This is a genomic window from Corynebacterium sp. HMSC056E09, from assembly GCF_001813425.1.
GTDB lineage: Bacteria > Actinomycetota > Actinomycetes > Mycobacteriales > Mycobacteriaceae > Corynebacterium > Corynebacterium hesseae.
In genome coordinates, this window is the sequence record NZ_KV812513.1 from 100698 (window position 1) to 126157 (window position 25460).

21 protein-coding genes are annotated in these 25460 nt (G+C 63.2%); 12 read left to right on the forward strand and 9 right to left on the reverse strand.

Annotation, left to right across the window (positions count from 1 at the left end):
- Window positions 1-67: 67 nt before the first annotated feature.
- The gene (locus HMPREF2912_RS09915) at window positions 68-670 is read right to left on the reverse strand and encodes an MBL fold metallo-hydrolase (RefSeq protein WP_070521612.1); all 603 of its coding nucleotides are present in this window, start codon (window positions 668-670) and stop codon (window positions 68-70) included.
- 10 nt (window positions 671-680) lie between these two features.
- The gene (locus HMPREF2912_RS09920) at window positions 681-2261 is read right to left on the reverse strand and encodes a cytochrome c biogenesis protein CcdA (RefSeq protein WP_070597151.1); all 1581 of its coding nucleotides are present in this window, start codon (window positions 2259-2261) and stop codon (window positions 681-683) included.
- A 170-nt stretch (window positions 2262-2431) separates the two neighbouring features.
- Here HMPREF2912_RS09920 and HMPREF2912_RS13040 point away from each other — a divergent pair, with 170 nt between their 5' ends.
- Genes HMPREF2912_RS13040 through HMPREF2912_RS09930 form a run of 3 tightly spaced genes read left to right on the forward strand, consistent with a single transcriptional unit; the run spans window position 2432 to window position 3820 of the window.
- Complete coding sequence (locus HMPREF2912_RS13040; protein WP_167595548.1) at window positions 2432-2569, forward strand: hypothetical protein; 138 nt, start codon at window positions 2432-2434, stop codon at window positions 2567-2569.
- Window positions 2570-2576: 7 nt separating this feature from the next.
- Entirely contained in the window at window positions 2577-3185 is a 609-nt protein-coding gene (locus tag HMPREF2912_RS09925) for a sigma-70 family RNA polymerase sigma factor (protein WP_070597152.1), read from the forward strand.
- A complete protein-coding gene (locus tag HMPREF2912_RS09930; protein ID WP_070521432.1) occupies window positions 3182-3820 on the forward strand; it encodes an anti-sigma factor in 639 nt (212 codons plus the stop codon). The genes HMPREF2912_RS09925 and HMPREF2912_RS09930 overlap by 4 nt, the downstream gene beginning before the upstream one ends.
- A 43-nt stretch (window positions 3821-3863) precedes the next feature.
- Here the strand turns inward: HMPREF2912_RS09930 and HMPREF2912_RS09935 are convergent, their stop codons facing one another.
- Complete coding sequence (locus HMPREF2912_RS09935; protein ID WP_070624303.1) at window positions 3864-5165, reverse strand: MocR-like pyridoxine biosynthesis transcription factor PdxR; 1302 nt, start codon at window positions 5163-5165, stop codon at window positions 3864-3866.
- An 81-nt stretch (window positions 5166-5246) separates the two neighbouring features.
- Here HMPREF2912_RS09935 and pdxS point away from each other — a divergent pair, with 81 nt between their 5' ends.
- The 3 genes from pdxS to ppc all read left to right on the forward strand — a co-directional run bounded on the left by pdxS (window position 5247) and on the right by ppc (window position 9757).
- Complete coding sequence (pdxS, locus tag HMPREF2912_RS09940; protein ID WP_070521426.1) at window positions 5247-6149, forward strand: pyridoxal 5'-phosphate synthase lyase subunit PdxS; 903 nt, start codon at window positions 5247-5249, stop codon at window positions 6147-6149.
- A 41-nt stretch (window positions 6150-6190) separates the two neighbouring features.
- Window positions 6191-6901, forward strand: coding sequence for a pyridoxal 5'-phosphate synthase glutaminase subunit PdxT (gene pdxT, locus HMPREF2912_RS09945; protein WP_070564937.1), 711 nt, complete (start codon window positions 6191-6193; stop codon window positions 6899-6901).
- Window positions 6902-6967: 66 nt separating this feature from the next.
- Window positions 6968-9757, forward strand: a complete 2790-nt coding sequence (gene ppc / locus HMPREF2912_RS09950; protein ID WP_210396392.1) for a phosphoenolpyruvate carboxylase — start codon at window positions 6968-6970, stop codon at window positions 9755-9757.
- 225 nt (window positions 9758-9982) lie between these two features.
- Here ppc and HMPREF2912_RS09955 read toward each other — a convergent pair whose 3' ends face one another.
- The 5 genes from HMPREF2912_RS09955 to HMPREF2912_RS09975 form a co-directional block, all read right to left on the reverse strand.
- Window positions 9983-11011 (reverse strand): HNH endonuclease signature motif containing protein, encoded by a 1029-nt coding sequence (locus tag HMPREF2912_RS09955; RefSeq protein WP_083312495.1) that lies wholly within the window; start codon window positions 11009-11011, stop codon window positions 9983-9985.
- A gap of 82 nt (window positions 11012-11093) precedes the next feature.
- Window positions 11094-13127 carry a M3 family metallopeptidase gene (locus HMPREF2912_RS09960; protein WP_070564931.1) on the reverse strand — a complete coding sequence of 678 codons (2034 nt, stop codon included), beginning with the start codon at window positions 13125-13127 and terminating at the stop codon, window positions 11094-11096.
- Between the two features lie 52 nt (window positions 13128-13179).
- The gene (locus HMPREF2912_RS09965) at window positions 13180-14538 is read right to left on the reverse strand and encodes a PepSY-associated TM helix domain-containing protein (RefSeq protein WP_070564928.1); all 1359 of its coding nucleotides are present in this window, start codon (window positions 14536-14538) and stop codon (window positions 13180-13182) included.
- Window positions 14539-14850: 312 nt separating this feature from the next.
- Complete coding sequence (locus tag HMPREF2912_RS09970) at window positions 14851-16329, reverse strand: RNA-binding domain-containing protein (protein ID WP_070683999.1); 1479 nt, start codon at window positions 16327-16329, stop codon at window positions 14851-14853.
- A gap of 180 nt (window positions 16330-16509) precedes the next feature.
- Complete coding sequence (locus HMPREF2912_RS09975; protein WP_070624305.1) at window positions 16510-18693, reverse strand: NADP-dependent isocitrate dehydrogenase; 2184 nt, start codon at window positions 18691-18693, stop codon at window positions 16510-16512.
- A 162-nt stretch (window positions 18694-18855) separates the two neighbouring features.
- Here HMPREF2912_RS09975 and HMPREF2912_RS09980 point away from each other — a divergent pair, with 162 nt between their 5' ends.
- The 6 genes from HMPREF2912_RS09980 (at window position 18856) to HMPREF2912_RS10005 (ending at window position 24237) form a co-directional block, all read left to right on the forward strand.
- The gene (locus tag HMPREF2912_RS09980) at window positions 18856-20106 is read left to right on the forward strand and encodes an MFS transporter (protein ID WP_070564922.1); all 1251 of its coding nucleotides are present in this window, start codon (window positions 18856-18858) and stop codon (window positions 20104-20106) included.
- A 10-nt stretch (window positions 20107-20116) separates the two neighbouring features.
- Window positions 20117-21016 carry an exodeoxyribonuclease III gene (locus HMPREF2912_RS09985; protein WP_070563868.1) on the forward strand — a complete coding sequence of 300 codons (900 nt, stop codon included), beginning with the start codon at window positions 20117-20119 and terminating at the stop codon, window positions 21014-21016.
- 65 nt (window positions 21017-21081) lie between these two features.
- Entirely contained in the window at window positions 21082-21273 is a 192-nt protein-coding gene (locus HMPREF2912_RS09990) for a hypothetical protein (protein ID WP_049157254.1), read from the forward strand.
- 48 nt (window positions 21274-21321) lie between these two features.
- Complete coding sequence (trpS, locus tag HMPREF2912_RS09995) at window positions 21322-22356, forward strand: tryptophan--tRNA ligase (protein ID WP_070530655.1); 1035 nt, start codon at window positions 21322-21324, stop codon at window positions 22354-22356.
- A 62-nt stretch (window positions 22357-22418) separates the two neighbouring features.
- Window positions 22419-23501, forward strand: coding sequence for a YhjD/YihY/BrkB family envelope integrity protein (locus tag HMPREF2912_RS10000; protein WP_070684002.1), 1083 nt, complete (start codon window positions 22419-22421; stop codon window positions 23499-23501).
- Between the two features lie 4 nt (window positions 23502-23505).
- The gene (locus tag HMPREF2912_RS10005) at window positions 23506-24237 is read left to right on the forward strand and encodes an RDD family protein (protein ID WP_070684005.1); all 732 of its coding nucleotides are present in this window, start codon (window positions 23506-23508) and stop codon (window positions 24235-24237) included.
- Here HMPREF2912_RS10005 and HMPREF2912_RS10010 read toward each other — a convergent pair.
- Window positions 24212-25432 (reverse strand): D-alanyl-D-alanine carboxypeptidase family protein, encoded by a 1221-nt coding sequence (locus HMPREF2912_RS10010; RefSeq protein WP_070563877.1) that lies wholly within the window; start codon window positions 25430-25432, stop codon window positions 24212-24214. The two genes, HMPREF2912_RS10005 and HMPREF2912_RS10010, sit on opposite strands and share 26 nt — an antisense overlap.
- Window positions 25433-25460 lie beyond the last annotated feature (28 nt).

Sequence of the window (25460 nt, forward strand, 5' to 3'; positions counted from 1 at the left end):
CGTTAGTGGTTTTCTAGAAACCGCAGGCAAGCCCGAGAATAAAAATAGACCGAGCGGTTGGTTCGGCTTAGATTTCGATGCTTTCACCAACCCGCAGGCGCCGATAGCCGCTCACCCCGGCGCGTTGGAGCATGCCGTCGGTGATCTGCTTGCCGGCGTCGGAAAGCACGGCGTCATGGATGGGAACCGTAAGCCGCGCACCGATGCGCATGGCGTAATCCGCGGCATCCGCCCCGCGCACCCACGGGCCGGCGATGGGGAGCAGGAGCACGTCTACCGTGAGTCCTTCCGAGACAACCCACTGGTCGCCGGGGTGCAGCACGCCGCCGAAGAAATAACCCAGGTTCTCCGGGCGCGGGATATTGGGGTGGATCTCCTCGTGGAGGCCGCCCACCGCGTGAATCTCAAGGCCCAGAACTGTAAACGTCTCTCCAGCATGCACGATGGTGCCGGAGCCGAGGGCGTCGATAGCCTCCCGCGTTCCCCACACCGGCAGGCCGCTCCCGCGCACGGCATCGACGTCGAGGTGGTCACCGTGTGCGTGCGTGAGCAGCACCGCTTCGGCGCCTTCGAGGCAGCTCAGGTCAGAGAGGGGACCGGGGTCGATAACGATGCGACCCTGGGGTGCCTCGACGGCCACGGCGGATTGTCCATGCAGAGATAGCTTCATGATTCCCACGCTAGCCAAAAGTAAAGGAATACAGCGAGAGCCCTTCGCTTACTTCCAGCTCGATTGTTTCGGTGTGATTGTCAGGTTCCCGGACGAGATCCACCGTGCCGTCCTCGGTGATGTCAAAGGTGCGGACCGAACCATCGGCGTGATGCACGCGAACCGTTCCTTGCCCTGATGCCACGAGCTGTACCCGGGCGGCGCGGTAGTTCAGTCGCAGGCGCGCGTGAGGTCCGGCGGTGATGGGCTGGTCGGCCAGCGTCCACGTCCCGCCCAGCGAATATTGACCTAACGGCGGCTCGTTCATGGTGAACTGGTGCGTGCCGACGCGGTAGTCGGCGTTGGCGAAATACTGTGCGCGTGCGGTGCCGAGGTACGTCTCCGGCGAGCGCGGCGCGCTGTTCGCATCGGCGGTCTCGATTGGTTCGGGTAGCTCTATGCTGGGGTCGCGCTCGAGGAGAAGCTCACGAATGAGGCGCTCGGTCTCGGCGTAGTCGCCCTCGCCATGGTGGGATTGGCGCAGCATGCCGTGCTTGTCGACGACATAGTGCGCCGGCCAGTACCGATTCCCAAAGTTCTTCCACGTGGCGAAGTCATTGTCTTGCGCCACCGGGTATTCGATTCCTTGCTCGCGGGCCGCGCGGCGCACGTTGGCAGCCTCGTGCTCGAAAGCGTATTCCGGCGCGTGGATGCCGACGATGTCGAGGCCGTAGTCCTTGTAGTGCGCATAGAGCTTGGTCAGGTGCGTGTTGTTGCGCTGGCAGTTGATGCAGGCATAGGCCCAGAAATCGATGAGGGTGACCTTGCCAGAGGTACGCGGATCGACCGGCAGATCCGTGTTGAACCAGCCGGTCAACCCCGCGAACGCGGGCACTGGGGTTCCTTCGGCTGTTCGGGCGGCCTGCTCAACTGGGGTGGCGTCGGCGTTGATGCTGGGGAGCTTCTGCTGCAGCCAGGCGGGCGCGCCGAGTGAAATCGCACCAGCCATGGCGATAACTACCACTCCCGCGGTGATGCGCACCCCGCGCTGGTGGGAGCGGAAAGCATCGACGCGTTTGCCCACCTCGTTGCCGCCCAAAGCGAAGGCCAGCAGGGGGATGGCCACGCCGAGAGCGAAGGAGAGGCAGAGGGTGAGGATGTGGGCGTCGACAGTCCCAGTGGCGCCCGCCACGGAGATGGCGGCGAGTACAGGGCCGGCGCAGGGGACGAAGACAACCCCCATGGCCAAGCCGACGACGAACCCGCCTTTGCCGCGGGCCTTGGATTGCAAGCTGCCAGCTTTCGAGAGTTTCTGGAAAGGCCACTCAAGGATTTCTTGCACGCGGGGAAACACCATTCCCAGGCCCACGAGAACGAGCAGCGCGATTCCCACTTTCCACAGGATGTCGGCCGGCAGGCCCAGGGAATTGAGCAGCGTTGTGGCAAACAGCGTGACGAGGCTGAAACTTGTGACGAGTCCGCCCACGACCTGCCATGGCCGCCACCGTGAGCCGCCGCTAACGGCGAGGACCAGCGGCAAGACCGGCAAGATGCAGGGCGAGATGCCCGTGATAAGGCCACCGGTAAACCCGATGAACAGCGTTGATAGCATGCTGTACTCCTTCGCTTGGTGTGCGGTGTGGGTATGCAACTAGTTCGGAGCACGAGTGAAAAACGGATTGGTTTTAAATCCATCCAATCCGCATCGCGGGGCGGCTCCGAATAGTCAGATACAGGGCCCGGAAAAGCCGAGCCCCGATTGCTTGAAGAAGGAGCACCGAAATGAAGAAGCTTGTTACTGTCGCCGCTGCACTTGCTGTTGCCGCCAGTGGGTTGGTCGCCTGCAACGACAAGAAGGAAGACATGGACATGATGCCCAGCTCGGAGATGATGGCCCCGAGCGAGGAAATGACTAAGTAAAACTGCCATGTCCACCCCGCTGCTGGAGGTAAGCTCAACACCCGTGCCTGCGATGTCCCCCAATGAACACGAGCGGCTGAACCGCCTTTTGGTTCAGACCGCTTCCGCAGATAAGCATGCCTTCAGCGCGCTGTACGACGCCCTCGCACCCACCGTGTACAGCGTGTGCCTGAGCGTTCTGCGCAATCCCGCCTTAGCAGAGGAAGTTGCTCAAGACGTCTTCGTTGAGGTCTGGACCTCCGCCGCGAAGTTTGACCCGCGACGGGGGAATGCTCGCTCGTGGGTGGGCAGGTTGGCGCATGGGAGGGCCGTCGATAAGCTGCGCAGCCATGTGGCCGCAGTGCAGCGCGATGACCGCGACTCGAAGCTTGAGCACGCCACTTTTGCTGAGCCGATTGAAGACGAAGCCCTGAACAATGTGGAGGCTCACCTCCTGCGCCGGGCCGTCGTCGAGATTGGGGAGCCGCATTCCACCGCGGTGGCGCTCGCTTTTTTCGATGGCTTGACGCATGCTGAGCTGGCAGAATCAACGGGAGTACCGCTGGGTACGGCCAAGACGCGCGTGCGCGACGGTGTTAAGAAGCTAAAAGCGATTCTCGGAAGGGAGGGGCGATGAGCAACACGCATGAGTTTTCTGATGAGACTTTCGATGACTTCCTCGATTCCCTCCCCGAGGTCGAACCGCCGGTGCGAATGAAAGATGCCGTCTTTGCGGAAATTGACGGTGGCGAAGCTACCGAGGTCATCGAGCTTCCGCGCCGCCGTTGGCGGGCCTTCGTGGCGGTGCCGGCTGCGGCGGCGGTCCTCGTAGTAGGCATGGTTGCCGTGCCGCCCTTGTTGCAGTCCGATGACTCGCAGAATCAGACGAGCGATAGCGCGCGGGTAGAGGCTGAATCGCCCGGCGAGAAGTCGATGCACGCCATCATGGGGGCAGAGGATCTCATGCAGGGCAACGCCGATGCATCGGGTGCACAGCTGGATATCGTGTCTTCGGCGTCGATGGAGAAATCCGGCGCGATGGTGGATGGCCAGCCGCAGCTCGCCGATGGCATGGGCGCCCAGGTATGGGCAGTCAGCGCCGATGGCGGCATGGCTTCGGCGGGGGTCATCGGCCAGGACCCACACGATGGGGTATGGATGCCCTTCGACGGCGCGGCAGTCAAAGTCATGGTCACCGAGGAACCCGCAGGCGGCAGCGAGCAACCGACAGGCCGCACCCTCGCCACCGTTACTTTGGCCAGCGCTAGCTAGCCTTGTATGCGATAGGGCAGCTACGCGCCAGGCCAGCTACGTGTCAGCTAGTTAAAGCCTGCTTGACCAGCTCCAGCGCGGCGGCGAGTTCGACGTCGCTCAAATGCCCAAAGCCCAAGACCACGCCTTCCTCGGCGGGCGCGCCGCCCCAATAATCGCGCAGCGGGGTCAGCGTGAGGCCCAGATCGGCCGCGCGCTGGACGACGCCCTCCTCACACAACAACACCGCGTGGAGCCCGCCGTGGATGGGCAGAAGGGTAGCTGGGGTGTCTTCCAGCGCGGCTTGGACGAGGTCGCGGCGGCGCTTGTAGGCGCGGCGCATCCGCCCGGTATGTCGCCGCAGCGCACCGCTGGCCAGGTAGTTCGCCAGCGCCGCCTGGGGGATAGCGCCGACAGGCTGGCCGAAGACCTCCCGCACGCGGTCCACGCCCGCGCGCAAGCTCGGCGGCACCACGAGGTAGCCGCAGGCAATCGACGGCGAAATCACCGAGGAAAATGTGCCCAGCAACACCGTGTGTTCCGGAGCGAGCGCGGTCAGCGCGGGCAAGGGCTGGCCCACGTAGCGCAGCTCGGAATCGAAATCATCCTCGATGATGAGCACGTCATTGCCGCGCGCCCACTCGACGAGCTCCGCGCGCCGGGCAGCCGGCAGCGAACCGCCATAGGGGTGCTGGTGGGAGGGGGTGACGATGAGAACGTCGAGGTCAACGGTGGGGACGGTGACGCCGTGGGCGTCGGTGGGGACGTCGACAAGCGTGTGCCCCAAGGCCTGGGGGATGCGGCGCAGGCTGGGGTAGCCGGGGGATTCCACGCCCACGCGCAAATGGCCGCCCAGCGCGCGCAGCAGCACCGACAGCCCGTCGCGGGCGCCGGCGGTGATGACGACATAAGCCGGGTCGACGGTCAGCCCGCGCATGTGGCGCAGGTGCGCGGCCACCTCGCGGGGGAGATCGCCGGAAGGATCCACCGCGGCCTTGCGCCACGCCGCCCTCCATTCGGGGGTGATGATTCCGGCTGTATCGGGCAAACCGGGGGTCAACTCCACGCGCGGTGGGGCAGGGGAGGGCCGTGGCGCAGGATGAGGCTGCGGGGCGCGCCCGTGGGGCAGGTGCGGGTTGATGACGGTGCCCGATCCAACCGCCGCGGTCAGGTAGCCCTCGGCGGTGAGCTGTTCATAGGCGGTGACCACACTGCCTCGGGAAACGCCCAAATCGCGGGCTAGCGATCGCGTCGACGGAACTTGCTCGCCGGGCAGCAGAATGCCCGCCGCGACTTGGGTGCGGAGGGCTTCGGCGATCTGCACCGGCAGCGCGCGCGTATCAGATGGGTCGAGACGGAAAGACACGGCCCCATCATAAGTGGTCTAATTCAACACTCGGGAAATGGCTCTTGTCTTGGACCAATTTCCTGCGCCACTATGTGAGCCATGACTGAACAGAAGAATGAACAGGGACGCGCCACGACGCGCGTCAAGCGTGGACTGGCTGACATGCTCAAGGGTGGCGTCATCATGGACGTCGTTACCCCGGAGCAGGCACGAATTGCTGAAGACGCGGGTGCTTCCGCCGTCATGGCGCTGGAGCGCGTGCCGGCCGATATCCGCGCCCAGGGCGGCGTGGCCCGCATGTCCGATCCGGACCTCATCGAGGGCATCGTCAACGCCGTGTCCATCCCGGTGATGGCGAAGGCCCGCATCGGCCACTTCGTGGAGGCGCAGATTCTCGGCGAGCTGGGCGTGGACTTCATCGACGAGTCCGAGGTGCTCAGCCCCGCCGATTACGTCAACCACATCAACAAGTGGGATTTCGACGTGCCCTTCGTCTGCGGTGCTACCAACCTGGGCGAGGCCCTGCGCCGCATCACCGAGGGCGCGGCCATGATCCGCTCCAAGGGTGAGGCCGGCACTGGCGACGTCTCCGAGGCCGTCAAGCACCTGCGCACCATCAAGGGCGAAATCGCGCGCCTCCAGAACCTCGACCGCGACGAACTCTACGTGGCGGCCAAGGAGTTGCAGGCACCGTACGACCTGGTTGCTGAGGTTGCGGAGACCGGCAAGCTGCCGGTCGTGCTGTTCGTTGCTGGTGGTGTGGCTACGCCTGCCGACGCCGCCCTCGTCCGCCAAATGGGCGCCGAAGGCGTCTTCGTCGGCTCCGGCATCTTCAAGTCCGGCGAGCCCGCGAAGCGTGCGGAGGCCATCGTGAAGGCGGCGACCCTCTACGACCAACCGGCAGAGCTGGCTAAGATCAGCCGCGGCCTGGGCGAGGCCATGGTGGGCATCAACGTCAACGACATCCCCGCCCCGCACCGCCTGGCTGAGCGCGGCTGGTAGGACCTGTGCGCGCAAAGAACATAGAGTGCGCACAGGGCACGATGACGGCGGCGGACACGACGCGACCGCTCGTTGGCGTGCTCGCGCTGCAAGGCGGAGTGGAAGAGCACATCGCTGTGCTGGAGAGCCTCGGCGCTGCAACGCGCCGGGTGCGCCTGCCGCAGGATCTCGACGGGCTGGACGGAATCATTCTGCCGGGCGGCGAGTCGAGCACCATCGATAAGCTGGCGCGCTCTTTTGGCGTCGCTGAGCCGCTGCGCCGCGCCGTCGAAAATGGGCTGCCGGTCTTGGCCACCTGCGCGGGGCTCATCTACAGCGCCCGCGAGCTGGAAAACCCCGCCCCGGGCCAGCAGACGCTGGGGCTTATCGACGTCACCGTGCGCCGCAACGCCTTCGGAAACCAGCGCTTCTCCGAGGAGCGCACCGTGCCCGTCGCGATGCAAAGCCAGTGGTCCGGTGTAGGAGCCTCAGGAGTCGGCGAGCCTCTAGCCATCGAGGCGAGCTTCATTCGCGCGCCCATCGTTACCCGCGCGGGTGAGGGCGTCGAGGTCATCGCCACCGTGCCCCTCCCTGCACCTGACATTGTTTCCGGTGGCGAGGGAAGTGGTGTCGGGGCGCGAACTCGTCCTGCCGCAGGGCGCGAGGTGATTGTGGGCGTGCGCCAAGGATGCGTCACGGCGTTGAGCTTCCATCCGGAAGAAAACGGCGACTCGCGCCTCCACGCCGCGTGGCTCGCTTCCCTCGTTCGCTAACTAATTCTGCCCGGAAGCTCTTTCCTTAAATAACTATCGCTCAATAGTGATCTGGGATACATTGAGATGTGCCAGCTGAACACATCACGCCCAGAAAGGCACTTTGCCGTGAGCACACCCGCCCCTGAACAAGTCCGCGAAGATATCCGCTTCCTCGGCCGGGTGCTCGGCCGGGTCATCGCGCAGCAGGAAGGCGAGGACGTCTTCGAGCTCGTCGAATCGACCCGCCGCATGGCCTTCGACGTGGCGCACGGCGATGCAAAGCCCGAAGACCTCGTCGCCATCTTCCGCGATCTCGACATCACCAAGGTCAACCTCGTGGCCCGTGCATTCAGCTATTTCGCGCTCATCGCCAACCTCGTAGAGGATCTGGATGACGAGTCCGTTGAAGCGCCCGTCTCCTTGCGCAAGACATTCGCCAAGCTCAAGGAAGAAGGCGTCACGCCAACCGACGCCTCCTCCGTCATCCGCGGCGCGCACGTCGCCCCCGTTCTCACCGCGCACCCCACCGAAACCCGCCGCCGCACCGTCTTTGATACGCAAACCCGCATCAAGACTCTCCTCAAGAAATCACACCGCGGCGGCGACATGGCGGCAATCGAGAAAGAAATGTATCTGCGCATGACGCTGCTCTGGCAGACCGCGCTGATTCGCATCGCCCGCCCCACCCTCGAAGACGAGATTGACGTCGGCCTGCGCTATTACAAGCTGTCGCTGCTCGACCAGGTCCCTGCCCTCAACCGCGCCATTCGCCACGCCATGCGTGAGACCTTTGGCCAGCAGCTTCCCGATTCCCCCGTCGTCCGCCCCGGCTCCTGGATTGGCGGCGACCATGACGGCAACCCGTACGTCGACGAGCACACCCTGACCTATGCCACCCGCAAGGCCGCGGCGACGGTGCTGCAGTACTACGCCGACGAGCTCGGCGAGCTGGAGCGCGAGCTCTCCCTATCAGACCGCTATTCCTCCAGCTCCAAAGAGCTGGGCGCGCTTGCCGACGCCTCCCACAACGACGAAAAATCCCGCGTCGACGAACCCTACCGCCGGGCCATCTTCGGCATCCGGAAGAAGGTGCTGGCGAGGTTGGAAGGGGAGGCGTCGCCAAGCGCCTATGCGTCGCCGGAGGAACTCAAACGTGACCTGGACGTGATCGACCGCTCGCTGCGCCAGTTCAATGACGACATCATCGCCGATGACCGCTTGGCTCGATTGCGCTCGGCGGTAACCACGTTTGGATTCCATCTTTCGACGCTGGACATGCGCCAGAATTCGGAGTCCTTCGAGAACGTCCTCACCGAGATTTTCGCCGCGGCTACCATCACCCCGGACTACCGCGCGCTGGGGGAGGAGGAGAAGGTCGCGCTGCTCGTGCGCGAGCTGCAGACCAATCGGCCGCTGCTTTTCCCCGGTGCTGAGAAGGAATTCACCGAGGATACCGCGAAGGAGCTGGGCATCTTCCGTGCGGCGGCGCGCGCTGTGCGGGACTTTGGGCCGGAGTCGGTGTCGCATTGCATCATCTCCATGACGGGAACGGTCTCCGACATTCTGGAGCCGATGGTGCTACTCAAGGAGGTGGGACTGAGCGAGGTCGATGTGGTGCCGCTGTTTGAAACCATCGAGGATCTGAAGGCCGGCGCCGGCATCCTGGAGAAGCTGTGGCAGGTGCCCGTGTACCGCGAGCATCTGCGCTCGCGCGGGGATGTCCAAGAGGTGATGTTGGGGTATTCGGATTCCAACAAGGACGGCGGTTATTTGCAGGCGAACTGGGCGCTGTACGACGCCGAACTGGCCCTCGTTGAGCTCTGCGCGCGCCACGGCGTGGAGTTGCGGCTGGCGCATGGTCGCGGCGGGGCGGTGGGCCGCGGTGGTGGCCCGACGTATGACGCGATTTTGGCGCAGCCGAAGGGCGCGGTGTCGGGTTCGGTGCGTATCACCGAGCAGGGAGAGGTGATTTCTGCGAAGTATGGTGCGCCGGAGACTGCGCGCCGCCACTTGGAGGCGTTTGTTTCCGGAGCGCTGGAGGCATCGTTGTTGGATACCGAGCCCATTACGGATCCGGAGCGCGCCTACGAGATCATGCGCGAGCTGGCGGCGTTGAGTGGCGTGGCCTACCGCCAGCTTGTCGACGACCCCGGGTTCATCACCTACTTCACCCAGTCCACCCCGCTGCACGAGATTGGCGAGCTCAACTTGGGCTCGCGCCCGACCTCGCGCAAGCAGACCACCGCGATTTCGGATTTGCGTGCGATTCCCTGGGTGCTGTCGTGGTCGCAGTCCCGCACCAACATTCCGGGCTGGTTCGGCGTGGGCAGCGCGGTGACGGCGTGGGTTCAGCAACCCTCCGGAGGTGCGGAAGGAGCGGGACCGGCCAGCGTAGGAGAGGTAAATGCCACAGCGGATGTAGCAGCGACCGAGAAGGCTGGAGCAGATACCGGAGCTGGAGAAGAGAAGCGCTGGGAGGAGCTGCGCGAGCTGTACCGTACGTGGCCCTTCTTCCGCTCCGTGTTTGCCAACATGGCGCAGGTCATGGCTAAAGCGGAGATGCAGCTGGCACGCCTGTATGCCAACTTGGTTGACGACAAAGAAATCGCGGACCGTATCTACGGCCTGATTTCCGAGGAGTTTGAGCGCACCCGCGAGGTCTACCTTAAGGTCACCGGCAACGCAGAGTTGGTCAGTGAGAACCAGCGCCAAGCGCGGTCGCTCAAGCGGCGCTACCCATACCTGCTTCCGCTCAATGCCATCCAGCTGGAGCTGCTGCGCCGCTACCGCCGCGGCGACGACCAGTTCCTGGTGTCCAAGACCATCCAGGTCACGATGAACGGGCTAGCCACCGCGCTGCGCAACGCCGGCTAAACCGCCCGCCCGCCCGGCCAACCGGCACGGCCAAAATTCCTGCAGGACAGGCTTGAGCGGATGATCAGTTCCATGAGGTAAGTCGGCACGCCGAAGGCCCCGCGAGGAAGTGATTTCCTGCGGGGTTCGGTTCAATCATGCACCTTGCCCGGCTTTACGCTGCCAAGATGAGTGCTGCCAAGCTGGGCGCTGCCAAGGTGGGCGCGGTGGCTAGTTGAAGGCTGGCTAGTTGAAGGCGCTGGTGAAGACCGGCGCGGCGTCGTATGGCGGGATCCATGCCACCCGCCCGCCGATGCGATCCATGCGGCCGCGTGAGGGCGGGGCATCGGGGTCGTCGTCGTTGACACCGTTGTGGTACGGACACAGCGGCACCAGGTTGAGGATGTTGGTGGGCCCGCCGCGGGCCCAAGCCTTAATGTGGTGAATCTGGCACTTCTCAAAGGGAACCTTGCAGCCCTCCCAGGCGCAGCAGGGATTCTCCGCGGCCAAGGCGAGACGCTGCTTGGCGGTGGCGAAGCGCTGGAAGCGGAAGACATCGAGCGGACCGTGTTCGCGGCTGACTGCCACGATAACCCCCTTGTCCAGCAAAGCGCGCTCCACCAGCTGCGAGCCGGTCATCGTCGCGCCACTGGTGGTGCGGACGATGAACTCCTCGCCGTCCTTGTCGGTATTGCCCTTGAGCAGCTCGGCGTAGTCATCGAGCTGCAGGACCGCTATGGTGGCAACCTCAGTCTTGACGACGCCGCCCTCCAGATTTTCTAGGAAGCTCTCGCCGGGGCGTTCCTGGTCGATACCCTCAAATACGCCCGTCAGCTGGAGCGAGTCCGCCGTCACCGTGAGCGTGGCCAGGCCGTTGCCATGCTGGGTGAGCTTGGCGCGCTCGGCATACGTGCGGGGCTTGCGCATTTGACGCAGGCGCTTGCGCGCTACCTTTTCCACCAGCTCCGCGCTGGTCTGGCACAGTTCCACGCGCAAATCCCATGCTTTGTTGTGGTCCCGAACTTTGGCCACGAAGTGCTCGATAAGCTGCAAGGTCACCAGCCCGTGTCCCCGCCGGCGCGCGGCTTCGACCGCCGTGCGCTGCTTCTTCGTCGATGAGGTGTGCCCGAAGTAGGTGTGGTGGAGGGAGAGGAACACGGTGGCGTCGGCAGGCGCGGCGCCGAGGGCGACTAGGTCAGCTTCAGACAGACCCGCGCACTCGGCCACCAAGTCAATGGCGCGGCCGAGGGCGGCGAAGAAGGTCTGCAATCTCATACCCCGCAGCCTAAAAGCACCCCATCCCGCCGCCAAGCCCCGAACTAGCCATCCGACGAAATCTGTGGATAACTAGTCGGCACTAGGCCCCGGCGAGACCGCGGCGCTTGAGCAGCGGCGCGACGTCCTTGTCGCGGCCGCGGAACTCGCGGTAAGCCTCCGTGAAGTCGCGGGACGCGCCCTTCGACAGAATGACATCGCGGAACTTCTGACCGGCCTCGCGGAGGTCGGTTTGCTCCTTGAACCACTCGAAACCATCGGCGTCGAGCGCCTCGGCCCAGAGATAGGAGTAGTAGCCCGCCGAGTAGCCGCCGGCAAAGATGTGGTTGAAGTACGTCGAGCGATAGCGCGGCGCGATGAGCTCGTTGTCCAGCCCGGCCGCGCGCAGGGCCTCGGCCTCAAACTCGGCGACGGCCTCCGGGGTGGCCTCCAACTTGGCAGCCTCGGCAGCACTCAGGGAATGCCATGCGAGGTCGATGATCGATGCCCCCAGATACTCCGAGGTGGCGAATCCCTGGCCGAATTCGGAGGCGGCGGAGATGGCAGCGAGAAGCTCGTCCGGAATAGGTTCGCCGGTCTCCACGTGGCGGGCGTATTCCTTGACCAGTCTCTCATCGAGCGCCCAGTTCTCGTTGATCTGCGAGGGGAACTCCACCCAGTCGCGCGGGACGTTGGTGCCGGCGAAGGTGGGGTAGCGGACGTCGGAAAGCAGGCCGTGCAGGGCGTGGCCGAATTCGTGGAAGACGGTGCGGACCTCGTCCATGTTTAGCAGCGGCTGCGAGCCGTCGGCGGGCTTGGTGATGCCCATGACGTTGACGATGACCGGCTTGCGCTCCAGCAGCCGGGATTGGCCCACGAACTCGCTCATCCACGCGCCGCCGCGCTTGGTGGGGCGCCCGAAGTAGTCAGTAAGAAGAAGGCCGATCCCCTTACTCTCGTGATTGACGTCTCTGTCAATCACCTCCCAGACGCGAACCCCCTCCGCGTAGCCCTCGAGGTCATCGCGTGGGGTGACGGTGATGCCGTAGAGGCGCTCGGCGGCGGCGAAGACACCCTTCTCCAGGACCTGGTCCAGCGGGAAGTACTTGCGCAGTTCTTCCTCATCGAGGGAGAAGTCGCGGGCGCGGACCTTGGATTCCCAATAAGGCCAGTCCGCGGCGCTAAAACCTTGACCGTTAAGCGTTGCTTCCTCCGCGAGGAGTTTCTGCTCGCCTTCGGCGTTGGCCGCGGCGGCGGGGGCGAGGTCGAAGAGCATGGTGCGGGCGGCGTCGGCAGTCGCGGCGGTTTCCTCGGCGATGACGTAGTCGGCATGCGTGGCAAAGCCCAGCAGCTCGGCGCGCTCGGCGCGCAGCTGGACGGCCTCGATGAGACCCGGGATGTTGTTCTCGGAGCCTCTGCTTGCCGACGCCCCATACAACCTCCCCCTCGCATCCTCCCGCGCCAGACGGCTCAGCTCGGACTGCACGGTCGGCAGCTCCAGCGGGATGACATAGCCCTCGCGGCCTATCGCCTCGGCGTCGGCCTTGGCGGAGGCGATGCGCTCGGCGGGCAGGCCCTCGAGTTCTTCCTCGGTGAAGGAGACCGCGCGCTCGCGGGTAGACGCCATGAGGTTGCGGCCGAATTCTTCAGAGAGCGCGGAGAGGCGCTGGTTGATCTCGGACAGGCGGGCCTTGCCAGCCGCGTCGAGGTCGGCGCCCTTGCGGGCAAAGGTGCGCAGGAGGTGGTCGTGGAGGCGCTGGCCTTCGGCGTCGTCGGCAGGCGGCGTGGCCTCCTTGATGCGCGCGTAGAGCACCTCGTTCTGGTAGATCGCGTCATAGTGCGCGGACAAGCGCGGGTAGATGTCGGCGGCGATCTCCTCCATCTCCTCGGTGACGTCCGTGCCGGAGAGGTTGCCAAAGACCGCCATAACGCGGTCGAGGTCCTGCCCGGAGCGCTCGAGCGCCTCCACCGTGTTTTCCCACGTGGGGGCGGCGGGGTTGTCGGTGATGGAGGCGATCTCGGCGTCGTGAAGCGAGAGTGCCTCGTCGAAGGCGGGGCGGTAGTGCTCGACCTTGATCTTCGCAAACGGCGGGAGCTGGTAGGGCAGCGTGGAGGGAGTCAGCAGTGGGTTAGTCATAAGAAACTACCGTACCTAATAAGCTCCGCCCTATGTGATCGCTTTCACTAAACTATCCGACCGGGACCGGCGTGCGTTCCTTGCGCTGGGTTGTGGCACGGTTCACCAGAATGACATCGAGAACCAGGAAAGCTGCCAAGGTGATTCCTAAGAGCGGCAGGAAGACTCCGGCGGTGGCGGCGAATAGCGCGCCCAACCCTGTGGCGGCCCAGGAAAAGTGGGCAGTCGGGAGGAAGCGTGGGCGGCGTTTCCACCACATGTAGTAGCCCAGCACCACCAGCGCGGCGGTGGCCAGCCCCAGTGCGAGCAGTGCAATCTGCAGTGGCAGCCCGAACATGATGCCCATGTGCAGGTAGATGCCCCAGCTGCTGAGCTTGCTAAACAGCGGCAGGCTGGAGAAAGGCTGCCGGTCGATGACCTCTCCGGTGGCGCCATCCACCGAGAGCGCATCGGAGGTGGTGCGCCATTCCACCCACCGTTCGCTGACCTGCCAGGCGGAGTGGGCATCCTCCGGCGGGTACAGGCGCAGCGGTCCGGTCAGCCCCTCGGCGCGGCCGGTGGCGAGGACGCGCTCGGCGTCGGCAGCCACGCTCGCGCTTGACGACGCTCCATGCCCTTCATGGCCTTCATGCCCGGTGTGCTCATGCGTTTCAGTGGTGGTGCCGTGCAGGGCGGTGTTGATGGGAGTGGCTTTCCAGTGCATGCGCTCGACGAGGGAATCGACGTTCCCGCCGGCCAGACCGGACCAGGTGATGCCGGTGGCAGAGAGGCCAAGCAGACCGATGAAGATCCACGCGCCAACAGTGGAGTGCAGGCGAGTGGCCTTCCAGCGGGCAGAGTGCTTAGGCTGCTGCTGTGCGGCGTTCGCGGTTGCTTTGTTCTTCGGGCGGCGGCGAATCCACCACATGTAGAGGCCTCCACAGGCCATGACCCACAACCACGAAGCGGCTAGCTCCGAGTAGAGCTCACCGACCTTGCCCAGGTGGAAGCTTTCGTGCAGGGAGGAAATCCAACGGCGCAGCGGCATCTCGCCTAGGCCCGAGTAGGTGGGGTAGTCCCCGATGACCTTGGCGGTTGCGGGGTTGATGAAGACGGTGCGCTGCAGGCTCTCGTCGATGCTTTCATCGGAGACCAGCACGCGCGTGGAATCCGTCGGTGTCGTGGCCGGCCAGACCTGAGTGACCGGCATGTCAGGGTGCTCGTGCTGTGCGGCCTGGATTTGTTCCTCCAGGCTCAGCGGATTCTCCACGGTAGGCACCGTCAATACGTCGTGGTAGACCACTTTCTCCAGGGAGGGCGCCACGGCATAAAGACAGCCGGTCAATGCCGCGATGAGGATGAAGGGGCCGACGAACATGCCGCCATAAAAGTGGATGCGTTGAATGAAGGATCGCAGAGCCGTCCGACTCATAAGTAGTGCTCTTTCGGGGTCTATTGATTAGGGCCTCTGCTGAACGTTCGCGGGGCGTTCAGGAGGGGCGATGGACAGGTGCTGATATCAACTGCACTAGTAGTCGGAGGCGAGGGTTTCTCGGTTCCCAGGTATTGAAAAACTTTTTAACTAACTGGGGTCCTCGGTGCTCAAAGGATGAAAATCCCGCGAGATAAGGCGCGAGAAGCAAGAAACAGTCAAGAAAAAATCTTCGCAGCTCAACGGGTAAAAATAGCGTCGCGGAGTGCTGTTTTAGGCCTGTTTGTGGTTAATGAAGCAAGAAAGCGATCCCTATTCGCTCCAGAACGGAACATAGCGCAACGAACGCGGACCGGCGTTGGGATCGTAGGCATGGATGAGTCCTTCCTCGACGGTGGCGGCAAGCAGGCGTGTGGCCTGAGCGGCTTGTGAATTCTTCAGCCCGAAGCGCTGACGGATTGAGGAATTGTTAACGGGGAGGTTCTCGAGGAAGCGAAGGCAAGCGTGTTGATAGACGGCTTGGGTCTTTTCTTCCATAGTCATCAGCGCAAAGGGGCGGTAGGCGCTGAGGGAGACGGTGGTACTTCCGTTGGCGCGAATGAGAGCAGGTGGGAAGTGCTCGGCTTCGAGTGAAGAGACGATTTTATCCCAGCCACTTCCGCGTTGCTCGACAAAATGCGCCAGACGTAAAGCTTCACCGAGATGGGTATTGCGTGTGGTGGACGCCGAGTCAATGAACCGTTGGGGGTCGATAAGCGGGGTGCCTGGGTTGGTTACTTCGACCCGATCGCTGAAAATCTCCACGGTTAAGAACCGGCCACGCTGTTCAAGATCCTGGTGCATGAGCGCATTTGCTAGCACCTCGCGGAAGGCTACCGTTGGCAACAACGGAGTCACTACGCGCTTACCACTGGAATCAATATGTTCGCCACCTGGACGAATGGTGTTGAAGAGCGTGACTATGTGGGTGAAGGAAGACGCATAGCCTTCGGTGAATTCCCATTCTCGTTCCACCTCCGTGCGTGAAGGACCGTTGAAATGTAGGACGCGGGGAGCGCGCCCGTGCAGCTCCGGAAAGTCCTGAAGAGAGCGCGCATACATGAGCGCGGACCAAGCCGGAATATGCCAGCCTTGCTCGTGTGAGTAGGAGATGGCTTTGGCGCTCCTCAACGTGTCGATGAGGGCGGCGCCTGTCGTATGTGGGAGTTCCGGTCTATTAAGGAAGAAAGCCTCAGGATCAAGCAGGTCGGTAATCGATTCGGGCTCAAGGCCCTCGGCCACTACTGTGTTCTCAAATTCGAACTGGTTGAGTTTTTGCCAGAGCTGACGTTCCTCATTGGGAAAGTCCATGAGGTTTTTCATGTAGCTGCCCTTGCGGAAATACCGCTTCCCTTCGAAGGAATACGGGGCGGACAATGCGGCGGGGATGCGCAGAAGCACAACGAGATGTCCATCAACCGTGATCTCGTCGAAGGTCAGTTCAGGGGCTGGGCTAATGACGCGGTTGAGCCAAGGAAGGAGATCCTCGTTTCCCTTCCCTTTGGTGAGCTGCCAATTAAAGGTCGTCCCGACGATGGTTCGGTCGTCGTTGACACCCCACACGAGATATCCCGCAGGCTCATCATGCAGGCGTGCCGAATTTCCCAAGGCGCAAGCATATTTCGCAATCTCCGCGCCGGAGGATAGCTTGTTTACCTTGAACTCGAGCCACGGTAGCTCAGCCGGAAGCGTTGTAAACCGTTTCACGCGGGCTACAAGTTGTTCCTCAGGCGCAGTATTGATGGGAGTCATGAGTAAAAGTATGCGCGAGAAGCAAGAAACAGTCAAGAAAAAGTCTTCGCAGCTCAACGGGTAAAAATAGCGTCGCGGAGTGCTGTTTTAGGCCTGTTTGTGGTTAATGAAGCAAGAAAAGACCGCCTCGAACTCCGGGGAGGAGACGAAGCGGTCTTTTGTTAAGCGCCTAGCGCAGAATTACTTCTTCAGGCCGTCAATGATTTCGTTGAAGGCAGCGACCGGGCGCATGGTCTGGTTGAGCTTCTCCTCGTTCGGGGCGTAGTAGCCGCCGAGGTCGACGGGGGAGCCCTGGACGTCGAGAAGCGCCTGCTCAATCTCGCCAGCCTTGGCCTCGAGGGCCTCAGCAACCGGCTTGAAGGCCTCGGCCAGCTCGGCGTCGTCAGTCTGCGCAGCCAGCTCCTTGGCCCAGTTGAGGGTCAGGAAGAAGTGGGAGCCGCGGTTGTCGTTCTCGCCTACCTTGCGGGACGGGGACTTGCCCTCATCCAGCAGGGTCTCGGTGGCCTTGTCCAACGCTGCGGCCAGCACGCCAGCCTTGGCGTTGCCGTTGGTGTTGTGCTCGTGGCGGAAGGACTCAGCCAGGGCCAGGAACTCACCGAGGGAGTCCCAGCGCAGGTGGTTCTCCTCCTGAACCTGCTGGACGTGCTTCGGAGCGGAGCCGCCGGCACCGGTCTCGAACAGGCCGCCGCCAGCCATGAGCGGAACCACGGACAGCATCTTCGCGGAGGTGCCCAGCTCCAGGATAGGGAAGAGGTCGGTGTTGTAGTCACGCAGGACGTTACCGGTCACGGAGATGGTGTCCTCGCCCTTGCGGATGCGCTCCACGGAAATCTTGGTTGCGGTGACCGGATCCTCGATGGAGATGTCCAGGCCCTCGGTGTCGTGATCCTGCAGGTACTTCTTGACCAGCTCGATGAGGTTGGCGTCGTGGCCGCGCTCCGGGTCGAGCCAGAAGATGGCCTTCATGCCGGACAGGCGGGCACGGTTGACAGCCAGCTTGACCCAGTCCTGGATCGGGGCGTCCTTGGTCTGGCAGGCGCGCCAGATATCGCCAGCTTCCACGTCGTGGGAGATAAGAGCCTCACCCTTGGAGTTGCGAACCTCAACGGTGCCCGCAGCCGGCACCTTGAAGGTCTTGTTGTGGGAGCCGTACTCCTCAGCCTTCTGTGCCATGAGGCCGACGTTCGGGACGGTACCCATGGTGGTCGGGTCGTAGGCACCGTTAGCCTTGCAATCCTCGATGACAGCCTGGTAGACACCGGCGTAGGAGGAATCCGGGATGACGGCGAGGGTGTCCTGCTCTTCGTCGTTCTTGTTCCACATGTGGCCGGAGGTGCGGATCATGGCCGGCATGGAGGCGTCAATAATGACGTCAGATGGAACGTGCAGGTTGGTAATGCCCTTGTGGGAGTTGACCATCGCGAGGTCCGGACCCGCGGCCAGCGCGGCGTCGAAAGCGGCCTTGATCTCAGCACCGTTCTCCAGCTTGTCCAGGCCCTCGTAGATAGCGCCCAGGCCGTTCTCGCCATTGAGGCCAGCGGCCTCGAGCTCCTCGCCGTACTTCTCAAAGACATCAGCGAAGAAAGCGCGCACGACGTGGCCGAAGATGATGGGGTCAGAAACCTTCATCATGGTGGCCTTGAGGTGAGCGGAGAAGAGAACGCCCTCTTCCTTGGCGCGGGCAACCTGTGCCTTGAGGAACTCATCGAGTGCCTTGGCGGACATGAAGGTGCCGTCGATAACCTCGCCCTTGAGGACCGGCAGCTTCTCCAGCAGGGTCTGCTCGCCCTCGGCGGTCTTCAGAACGATGGAGAGGGTGTCCTCCTCCGGCATGATGACGGACTTCTCGTTGTGGCGGAAGTCGTTAGCGTCCATGGTGGCCACGTTGGTCTTGGAATCAGCGGACCAAGCGCCCATCTTGTGCGGGTTCTTCTTAGCGAAGTTCTTGACCGCAATCGGAGCGCGGCGGTCGGAGTTGCCCTCACGCAGAACCGGGTTGACGGCGGAGCCCTTGACGGCGTCGTACTTCTCCTGAGCCTCTTCGTACTCCGGGAGATCAAAACCGGCTGCCTGCAGCTCAGCAATAGCCTTCTTCAGCTGCACCAGGGAAGCGGAGATGTTCGGCAGCTTAATGATGTTGGCTTCCGGGGTCTTAGCCAGCTGGCCAAGCTCAGCCAGGGCATCGGAGACCTTCTTGTCACCAAGGCGCTCAGGGAACTGGGCCAGGATGCGGCCGGCCAGGGAAATGTCGCGGGTTTCTACCTCGATGCCCGCGGTGGAAGCGAAGGCCTCCACGACCGGCTTGAAGGAGTAGGTCGCCAGCAGCGGCGCCTCGTCGGTACGGGTCCAGATAATCTTTGCCATGGTTCTCCTAAAGAAGTTGAAAACTGTTCAACCTCACAGGATACCTGTCTTATTTTCTCGCGGTGCCGGTCCCCCTGTGACTCGCGCCACCAGCGGGGCGGGGCTGTGTGATTGCTAGGGCCTTCTCGTCTGCGCGCGGGAAAGGGACTAAGGTACGCGCACGTGAATCTCCCGCACTCCGCTCCCCGCATCCAACGCCGTCCCGTCCCGCGCCAAACGGAAATCTCCTCAACCCGCCGCACCATCGTCATGATCGCCATGGCGCTGGGCGCCTTCGCCATCGGCACCACGGAGTTCACCTCGATGGGCCTGCTGCCGCTCATCGCGGATGATTTCGGGATTACGGAAGACACGGCGTCGGTAGTCATCTCCGTCTACGCGCTCGGCGTCGTCGTGGGTGCGCCGGTCATCGCAGCACTCACGGGCAAGCTCCCACGCCGCCGCCTCATTATCCTGCTTATTGGCTTCTTGCTCGTGGGCAACCTGCTCACGGCCGTGGCCCCGAACTACGGAGTTCTGCTGGTGGCGCGCTTCATCGCTGGCCTGCCGCACGGCGCGTACTTCTCCGTAGCTAACCTGGCGGCGGTATCGATGGCGCCGCCGGGCCGCCAAGGTTTTGCCATGTCGATGGTGGGCATGGGCCTGTCCATCGCCACCGTGATCGGAGTGCCCGCGGCCCAGGCCCTAGGCCAAGGATTGGGCTGGCATGCGGCGTACTTTTTGGTCGTGGCCATTGCGGGGCTGACGATGATCCTGCTCTTTTTCCTCTTCCCGCACATGACGCGTATGCCGCAAACGGATATGTTTACTGAGCTTGGCGCGCTGAAAAACAGCCAGGTTCTGCTCACCGTCTTCCTTGGCACCGTTGGCTTCGGCGGCATGTTCGCCGTTTATACCTACATCACGTGGACCATGACGGACGTCGCCGGCATGGACCCGAGCCACACGTGGATTGTGCTCATGGCCTATGGCATCGGCATGACCACAGGCAACGTCGCCGGTGGCTGGTTGGCGGACCGTAACCTGGAATTCGGCATCATTTTTGCCCTTATCTGCATGGTTAGCGTGTCGGTGACCTTCTACTTCGTGGCTCACAGCGCGTGGGCGGGCACGATTGTCTTTGGCGTCTTGGCCTTCTTCGGCTCCATCCTTGTGCCGTCGTTGCAGCTGCGCTTGGTCAACGTGGCGGGGGATGCACAGACCCTCGCGGCGGCGTTGAACCAGTCCGCCCTCAACATCGCCAATGCGGCGGGCGCGGCCATCGGCGGCGCAGTCGTGGGCGCGGGCTACTCCTATAACTCCACCGCGCTGGCCGGTGCGGGCCTGGCGGTGGCAGGCTGTCTCACCTGGGTTGTCACAATGTGGGACAAGCGCCGTCTAGCCCCTTCCGTGAAGATTATTGAACAGAGTTAGACTGTCCGGCATGAGTTTCACCATCGCCTCCGTCAACGTCAACGGCATCCGCGCGGCTTGCAAACAGCGCAATGAGAACAACCCAGGCATGAACGCGTGGCTGGAGACCACACCGGCCGACGTCGTCCTCATGCAGGAGGTGCGCGCCAACCCCGAGCAGACCCAGAAGGCCTTGGCCCCGGCTCTGGAGGCCGGATGGAACCTGGTACAGGCCGAATCTGCCGCCAAGGGCCGCGCGGGCGTGGGTATCCTATCGAAGCATGCGCTTGGCGACGTCTCCGTAGGCTTCGGCTCCTTCGCCGAATCCGGCCGCTTCATCGCCGCCACCGTGGAAGGCGTGCGGGTGGCTTCCCTGTATTTGCCTTCCGGTGATACCGATTCCCCGAAGCAGGATGAGAAATACCTCTTCCTGGATGAATTCTCTGACGTTCTGGATGAGATGGCCGTGACCTACCCGGAGGCCGTCATCGGCGGTGACTGGAACATCTGCCACCGCGCCCAGGACCTGAAGAACAATAAGGCCAACGAGAAAAAGTCCGGCCACCTGCCGGAGGAGCGCGCCTTCATGGACCGCGTCTTCGGTTCTTTCCCGGATGAGCAGCCGCAGGACAAGAAGGGGCTGGGGGACTGGCTCGGCGTGGTGGACTACGAAACCAAGACCGCTTGGGAGGCGGCCAAGGATCCGCAGTGGTTTGACGTCGCCAGGCGCCTGTACCCGGCGGCGGATGGCCCCTACACGTGGTGGACCTACCGTGGCCAGGCTTTCAACAACGATGCCGGATGGCGCATTGACTACCAGGCGGCCACGAAGGCCATGCTGGAGCGCGCGCAGCGCACCTGGGTGGAGAAGGCGCCGACGGTGGAGGAGCGCTGGTCTGATCACTCTCCGCTTCTGGTCGAGTACAAGTAGCCCACTCCAAGTAGTGGTACGATAATCCCGTCTTAACGTCCTTTTCTATTTCGCAGGAGATGCTCATGACCCGCGCAATCATCTACTTTGTCCTCGGCGCTATTCTGCTTGCCCTGGGTATCTGGTGGTGGACCATCGTCGGACCGTCCTTTGCCTTCCTTGGCCCGATCGTCCTCCAGGGCGTTGGCGGCGCGTTCATGGTGGCCGGTTTCGCCGTCATGATGGACGTTATTAGCCCGACCTCCCGCAAGATTTAACCGACGCAGCGCCGCCCCAGCGGAGGCGGCAGAGTAGAGTGGTCAACCATGACTGACTCCACTTCTGCATCGAACTCCGCTTCCCGAGTCCTCTCTGGCATTCAGCCCACGGCGGACTCTTACCACCTGGGTAACTACCTCGGAGCGCTCAAGCAGTGGATTGACCTGCAAGACTCGCACGAGGCTTTCTACTTCATCCCGGACCTGCACGCCATCACGGTGGAGCAGAACCCGGAGGAGCTGCGCCACCGCACTGTGGCGGGTGCTGCGCAGCTGATCGCGTTGGGCATCGACCCGGCGAAATCTACCCTCTTCGTCCAATCCCACGTCCCCGCGCACGCGGAGCTGACGTGGGTTTTGCAGTGCCTGACCGGCTTCGGTGAGGCCTCCCGCATGACCCAGTTCAAGGACAAGTCTCAAAAGCAGGGCCAGGACCGCACCTCGGTGGGCTTGTTTACCTACCCCGTTTTGATGGCCGCGGATATCCTTCTCTATTCCCCGCACTACGTGCCGGTGGGGGAGGACCAGCGCCAGCACCTCGAGCTCACCCGCAACCTGGCGGAGCGTTTCAACAACAAGTACGGTGAGGTCTTCCGCGTGCCGGAGGCCTTCATTCCGGAAGGCTCGGCCAAGATTTATGACCTGCAAGAGCCGACGTCCAAGATGTCGAAGTCGGGGGCCAACCCGAAGGGCATCGTGAACCTGCTCGATGCTCCCAAGACCTCCGCCAAGCGCATCAAGTCCGCGGTGACCGATGACCTCGGCGTGGTGGCCTTTGACCGTGAGAAGCAGCCGGGCGTGTCCAACCTACTGGCCATCCAGTCCGCGCTGACGGGGGAGAGCATCCCGGATCTCGTGGACAAGTATGCCGGTCAGGGCTATGGCCACCTCAAGGTCGATACGGCCGAGGCGCTCGAGGCCTTCACCACTCCGCTCAAGGCTCGCTACGACGAGCTCATGGAAGACCGCGGCGAGCTCGAGCGCATCTTGGCCCAGGGCGCCGAGCGCGCTACGGAGATCGCCACCCCCCTCGTGGACAAGGTCTACGAGGCGGTGGGGTTCCTCCCCGCGCGTCGCGGCTGAGTTGGCTAGCATGATGAAGACTGTGTAGAGGTTTCTGTAATTAACTTTTAAGGGGAACGCCAGTGGCGCCAACGACTCGACCTGATGAGAAGAAGACCGATGACTACGGCATTGAGCGAGCTCACGCCGATGAACCGGGCGCGGTAGACAAAGTCCGTGAGAAGTCCGGCTTCATCGACCACATTATGAAGATGCTGGACCGCTACGGTAGCCAAGGCGGCAACCAGTTCGCGGCCGGAATTACGTATTTCTCGGTTCTAGCTCTCTTTCCCATCTTCATGCTCACCGTGGCCGCCGCCGCGACCGTGCTGGCGAACCGCCCCGACCTCATGCAGCAGCTGGAGGAGCAGATCACCAACGCCGTATCGGGCGATCTGGGTAATTCGATCACGGAGCTCCTGCACACCGCGATTGAGCAGCGCGGCGCGATGTACGGCATCGGTGGCCTGACCACCCTGTGGTCCGGGCTGGGGTGGATGAATAATCTGCGCATTGGTATTTCAGCGATGTGGATGCAGGATCCGACTGATGCCCCGGGCAATTTTGTCACCAAGAAGCTCAGCGACCTGCTGGGCCTCATTGGCCTGCTCGTGGCCATGATCATCGCCTTCGGCGTGACGGCAGCGGGTTCGTCCGGGCTGACCCAGAAGATCTTCGAGTGGGTCGGCATCGAGTCCTTCCCTGGCATGGGAGCGGTGCTTGTTATCGCCGGAATCGTGATTGGTCTTATCGCCAACTTCCTGGTCTTTTGGTGGATGGTGGCCTTCCTGCCGCGCACGAAGGTGCCCACCAAGTCGGGCTTGATGGGCGCGGCCATTGGCGCGGTGCTTTTTGAAGCCATCAAGCAGCTGTCCACCGTCATCATGTCCTCCGCGGCGGGCAACCCAGCCGGTGCCGTGTTCGGCCCTGTGATTGTCCTCATGGTGGTCATGTACCTGGTCTGGCGCGTCGTGCTCTACGTTTCCGCGTGGACGGCCACCACCGAGGAATCCCTTGAGCTGATGGTCCCGCCGGTTCCGGATCAGGCGGTTATCCGCGTCCGCAATGAGATCCGCCGGGGCCCGAACCCGGGCGTGGCCTTGGGTGCCGGTGCCGCACTCGGCGCGGCGGCCGCAGGCGCATGGGCCTTGCTGCGCCGAAAGTAGGCCGATGCTTCCAGTATCTTTCGCTCCGAACCTGTATGAACACTTCACCCTGGATTCGCGCGCGACCTCACGCGAACTCGGCGTGCAGCTGGCGGCTGCCGACGCCCGCCTCGAAGGCCTCGGCTACCTCCCCGAGGATGCGGAGCGCGAGGAGCTCGCCGTTGCCGCCCGCATCCTTTGCGAGCCTTCTTCCCGGGCAAGCTATGACCAAAAGGTAGAATCAGGCGCCCGGCTTACTTGGGCGCAACTGGAGGACTACGCGAATACCGGCCGCTGGGACGAAAGCCACCACGCTCCCGCGCCCGCGCACGACGCCCCGCGTGCAACCCCCGGCACCCGCGTGCTTTTGGCCGTCATCGACTACGTCATTGCGGCGATCGGTGTGTCCCTCCTCGTAAGTCTCGGGGTGTACAACTCCGCTTTCAATGAGGTCTGGCTCACCAGCATCTCGGGCATCATCACGGTGGCCTATTACATCTGCTTCGAGGTCCTCGTAGGAGCAACGCCGGCGAAGCTGATAGCTGGATACACGGTGCGCGATGTCACCACCCGCGAGAAGCTCACCTGGCAGCAGAGCATTAAGCGCAACTGGTGGCGCGTGGCCTCCCTCGTGCCGCTTGTCGGCCCGCTCATTGCCTTCTTCGGAGCCCTCTACGTGGTGACCACGATTGGCCCGAAGAACGCGCTTCGCGGCCAGCACGACATCATGGCTAACGCCGAAGTAGTGAAAAAGTAGCCACCGCCACCACGAGGAGGGTGACGAGGCCCGCCACCAGCCACCCGATCCAGCCCTGCGAGTCCGCGAAGGACGACGCCGTCGCCGGGGCCTCAGCGGTGGCGGTGGCAGAAGGCGTGGTGGGCGCTGTGCTGGGCTCCTGCGACTCCGAAGGCTCATGCCTCCCAGCCGCGAAATCATCGAGCTGCCCCACGCCGTCGCCGGGCTGGACGTCGGAGGCTTCGTCGAGAAGCATCTGCGCCTGCTCCCACGCGCGGAAACCATGCTCAACGGTCGTATCGAGGAGAACCGCCTGGAGGCGGCGCCCATCGCGGTTGATCGCACCGACGAAAGTGTGGTGCGCGTCCTCGGTATAGCCGGTCTTGCCGCCGATACCATCCGGATCATTGAGGAAGAGCCCGTTATCGTTCCACAGCTCATAACCGGGCATGTCACCCCAGCCGGGAAACTCCACGTGCTCAGTATCGACGATGCGCGCGAAGGTGTCGTTGGCAAAAGCCGCGCGGTAAATCAGCGAGATATCCGCCGCGGACGTCGACATACCCGCCGCGTCCAGCCCGGAGTAGCTGGCCGCCACCGTCGAGCGCGTGCCAATCTCCTTCGCCTTCGCGTTGACCTTCTCCAGCGCCTCCTCATCCCCGCCTATGGCCTGCGCGAGAGCGTGTGCGGCATCGTTGCCGGAAGCCATGAGCAAACCCTGGAGAAGCTGCTCCACGGTATAGACCCCATCCGGGCCGAGGCCGACGGCGGAGCCTTCGACGGAGGCGTCGTCAAGCGTGGCGGTGATGCGTTGGTCCAAGGGAAGCTCCTCGATGACCACGAGCGCTAACAGTGCTTTGATGATGGAGGCCGGGCGGTAGCGCCCGTTGGGGTCCTTCATGGCGATGATCTCGCCCGTGTCCACGTCACTGACCATCCACGCCGAGGCCACGACGTCCTTATTGACCCGAAAACCCGACGGCGCGGTGACACCGCACGCAGCGCCCTCAACCGCGGGCAGGGGAGTGGGCGCTGCCTGGCCGGGAGCCAACCGCTCCGAGGTGGTCGTCGGCTCCTCAGGCACGAGGGAATGCGGGCACAAGTCAGTATCCGGCGCAGTGGTGCGCGTGGGCGATGATGACTCTTCCTCTTCTGCAAACGCCGGCGGCGTGGCGGCCAGAGCGATGACGGTGAGGAGCGCGGGGACATGTTTCATAGCGTGCTTAATCCTAGACCCCGTCCTA